Here is a 3222-nt window from a genome sequence, read left to right as displayed (position 1 = left end):
TTCACCGCTTGGCGCTGTCTCTCGCCTCCGTAAGCCTCCCCTTCCCCACCGACATCACCGGAAAACAATCCTCTTCCCGTGGAAGGAAGATGTCGCATGTCTCCTTGACGACAGTTTTTCTTTTATTGGTTGTATCGCCGCGACCATATGCCCCTTTTCGCAGCCGACATCGTCCAGCCCGGAACAGGGCTTCGGAAAATCCGGGGCCGGAGAGAAAAATCGGGCCGATAGGCCCTCCGAAAAAAGTGACGTGATTTTTCCGGGTTTAAGGAACTGGGGTCTGGGGCCTTCCGGCCCCAGTGGGGACTGGGGCAAAGCCCCAGGGGCGGAACGCCAATTGTCGTGCACTGTGGGGCCGAACACGAAAAAGCCCGTTATCTCGTTGAGATAACGGGCTTAATTTGGTTGCGGGGACTCGCGTCAATGAAAATGTTATCCAAAATGGCAACGCCTAGACGCTCCCAACGCAACTAGAAAAAACACCTCCTCGATTTCCTGTCAAGTCAAAGTCTTTGGAGGCGAGACGTGACAGGTTGGGGTGAGGCCAGGGTTCAGTTCATTGCCCTATGGCCGGAAATCAAAAGGCGGCTCGAAAAGGGCGAAACCCTCAAGCGGATCTATGCGGATCTGCGGACTGAGGAACGGACGACCATCTCTCTGCCAACCTTTTATAGGTGCAGAAACGCCTTAACTACGGCCGCACCAAAGAACAACCCGGCAAAAACTCCCCCAAAAACCGTTTCCTCTTCGATACAACAAAAATCGCCCTCCACAACTCTTGAGAGAACAGGCGGACTCCGCACTGTTTCGCATGGGCTGCGGCCCGCGAGCGAAGAGGTTACTTCCGAACACTGGGGAGAGCTCCCGGACGGGGAGTCCTCCCCCTCCTCCCTCCCCTCCCCTTCCAAAGCAAAAGGAGACGCCTGATGGCGTGTTTGAACCGTGCCCAAATCATCGGCTATCTGGGCACCGATCCAGAAATCCGACAGAGCCAACAGGGCGACAAAATCGCCCACCTCCGCCTTGCCAGTACGGAGACCTGGACGGACAAGCAGACCGGTGAGAAGCGCCAGCGAACCGAATGGCACAGCGTCGTCGTGTTCAACAAGCCGCTCGCCAAGTTTGCCGAACGCGTCCTCAAGAAAGGCGCTCAGGTCTACGTCGAGGGCGAGATCCACACCCGGAAATGGACCGACAATCTCAACGTCGATCACGTCACGACGGAGATCATCCTCCCCGACTTCCGGGGCGATCTCCAGATCCTCGACCGCAAAGGCCCCGGAGGACCTCCTCCTGCCGAAGGCCCGGAGGCCTATGGCACCGTCCATGATGGTGAGGTCTGATCATGGCGCTCGTGAACTTCACCCTTCAGGGCAAAGGGGGCGTCGGAAAATCCTTCGTCGCGACCCTTCTTGCCCAGTATTACCAGCCGCGAGACGGTGAGCTGATCTGCCTCGACACCGACCCGGTCAACCGGTCCTTCGGCGGCTACAAGGCCTTCGGCGTTGAAAACCTAACGCTCGGCGAGCGGGTCGACGAAATCAATCCCCGCTTCTTTGACGCCCTTCTGGAAAAGATCCTCGCAGCCCCGCCCGACGCCACGATTGTCGTGGACAACGGCGCGTCGACCTTTCTGCCGCTGCTCGGCTACATGGTGGAAACCAGGGCCTTGACCATGGTCCAGGACGCCGGTCACGAGATCCGCATTCATTCCATCGTCACGGGGGGCCAAGGCCTGACCGACACGATGGAGGGCCTGTCCCAGGTCCTCAAATACTTCGAAGATATCCCCGTTGTCGTCTGGCTGAACGAGTATTTCGGTCGGGTTGAACGACAGGTCGGACAGCAGGTCCAAACCTTCGAAGACAGCGCAATCTATCGAAAGAACATGGACCATATCGCGGCCCTGGTCCGCCTTCCGGAGCTCCGAAAGGAGACCTTCGGCCTCGACATCGCCAACATGCTCAAGGCGCATCTGACCTTCGCCGAAGCCGTTGAGAGCGAAGAGTTCGGCGTGATGTCCCGCCAACGCCTCAAAATGATCTGGGAGACCATGAACTCCACCATGGTCGAGGCGGGGCTCTGATGGCCAAGGATGCGGCCAGCACCGAGGCCGTCCGCAGGGCGCAAGTCCTGGCCGAGTTGGCGCAGACCAACAAGGCACAGCAGGACGACCGCCCCCCTCCCCCCGAAATCACCACCGTCGAGGCGCTCCGCGAGCATCTCTGGCGCACCCATGGGACGACCGTCGGCACCGACGATCCCCTGCTCATGGTCCATACCCTCCACCAGGTTTTCCTGGGGGACTGGGAGCGGGCCATGAACACCCAAAGGCGCCTCCTCTCCCAGGCGGTCGCGGCCTCGGCCCAGTCCTTTGCCGAGGATGCCCGGCGCTCCATCGAAGGCTTCAAGGACGAGGTTCTCACCGACGCCCTGCGCCAAAAATCCGTGACCATGAACGAGGCCGCGAAGCTCGCCGATCAGGCCCAGGCCCGGTTCCGCCGCCTCCTCCGCACCCTGACCCTCCTCACCACCCTCAACATCGGCGTCGTCCTGATCTTCTCCGCCCTTGTTCTCACCCTTGTCCAATGAAGGACCCCACCATGTCCCGCGTGCTCTCCAAGATCCGCCGCCGATCCCGCCTCCTGGCCGGTGCGCTGTCCCTTCCTGCGGTGCTGGCCGCCAGTCCGGCCCTGGCCGCCGATGACTGGACGGCCCCCATCAAGAGTTTCATCGAAACACTCACCTCCGGCCTCGGCACCATCGGTGCCGGCGTCCTGGGCCTGGGCATCATCGCCCTCGGTCTCTGGGCGGCCATGTCGGGACGCATGGACTGGAACCGCTTCGCCTTCTCGCTGATCGGCGGGCTTCTGGTGATGGCCGGTCCGTCCATCGTCTCGGCCCTCTTCGCGTCACAAGGGAAAAGACCATGAAAGCGGCTTCTCCCATTCTCCCCCAAATCCAGCGACCGGTGAGCTGTCTGATGATGGGGGTTGCGCCCCTGACCCTGCCGGTTGCGGTCGCGGCCCTGGGCGGTGCCCTGGCCGTGCCCTCGACCCGCCGCCTCGTCCTCGGTGAGGTCAAGCACGACTGGATCCAGGACGAACTGGACCTCGACCATATCGCCGGGGATGGCGCGACCATCGTCAACAAGGATGGCACCCACAGCCGGGCCTGGCGCTTGAGGGGACTCTCCTACGATGCCAAAATCGAGCAGGAGCA

At 61.2% G+C, this 3222-nt stretch carries 5 protein-coding genes; all 5 read left to right on the top strand.

Annotation, left to right across the window (positions count from 1 at the left end; translation table 11 throughout):
- Window positions 1-926 precede the first annotated feature (926 nt).
- Entirely contained in the window at window positions 927-1343 is a 417-nt protein-coding gene (ssb, locus tag ACLIRY_RS26770) for a single-stranded DNA-binding protein (RefSeq protein ID WP_413208476.1), read from the top strand.
- Between the two features lie 2 nt (window positions 1344-1345).
- Window positions 1346-2086 (top strand): conjugal transfer protein TraL, encoded by a 741-nt coding sequence (locus ACLIRY_RS26765; RefSeq protein ID WP_413208475.1) that lies wholly within the window; start codon window positions 1346-1348, stop codon window positions 2084-2086.
- On the top strand, window positions 2086-2592 hold the full coding sequence (locus tag ACLIRY_RS26760) for a hypothetical protein (RefSeq protein WP_413208474.1): 507 nt from the start codon (window positions 2086-2088) through the stop codon (window positions 2590-2592). Before ACLIRY_RS26765 ends, ACLIRY_RS26760 begins: the two co-directional genes overlap by 1 nt.
- An 11-nt stretch (window positions 2593-2603) precedes the next feature.
- A complete protein-coding gene (locus ACLIRY_RS26755) occupies window positions 2604-2933 on the top strand; it encodes a TrbC/VirB2 family protein (RefSeq protein ID WP_413208473.1) in 330 nt (109 codons plus the stop codon).
- Window positions 2930-3222 (top strand): hypothetical protein (locus ACLIRY_RS26750; RefSeq protein ID WP_413208472.1); only part of this gene is annotated, 293 nt, incomplete at its 3' end. The genes ACLIRY_RS26755 and ACLIRY_RS26750, both read left to right, overlap by 4 nt.

This window comes from Rhodospirillum sp. A1_3_36, assembly GCF_047263945.1.
Classification (GTDB): domain Bacteria; phylum Pseudomonadota; class Alphaproteobacteria; order Rhodospirillales; family Rhodospirillaceae; genus Rhodospirillum.
This window is presented reverse-complemented; position numbering and strand designations above follow the sequence as displayed.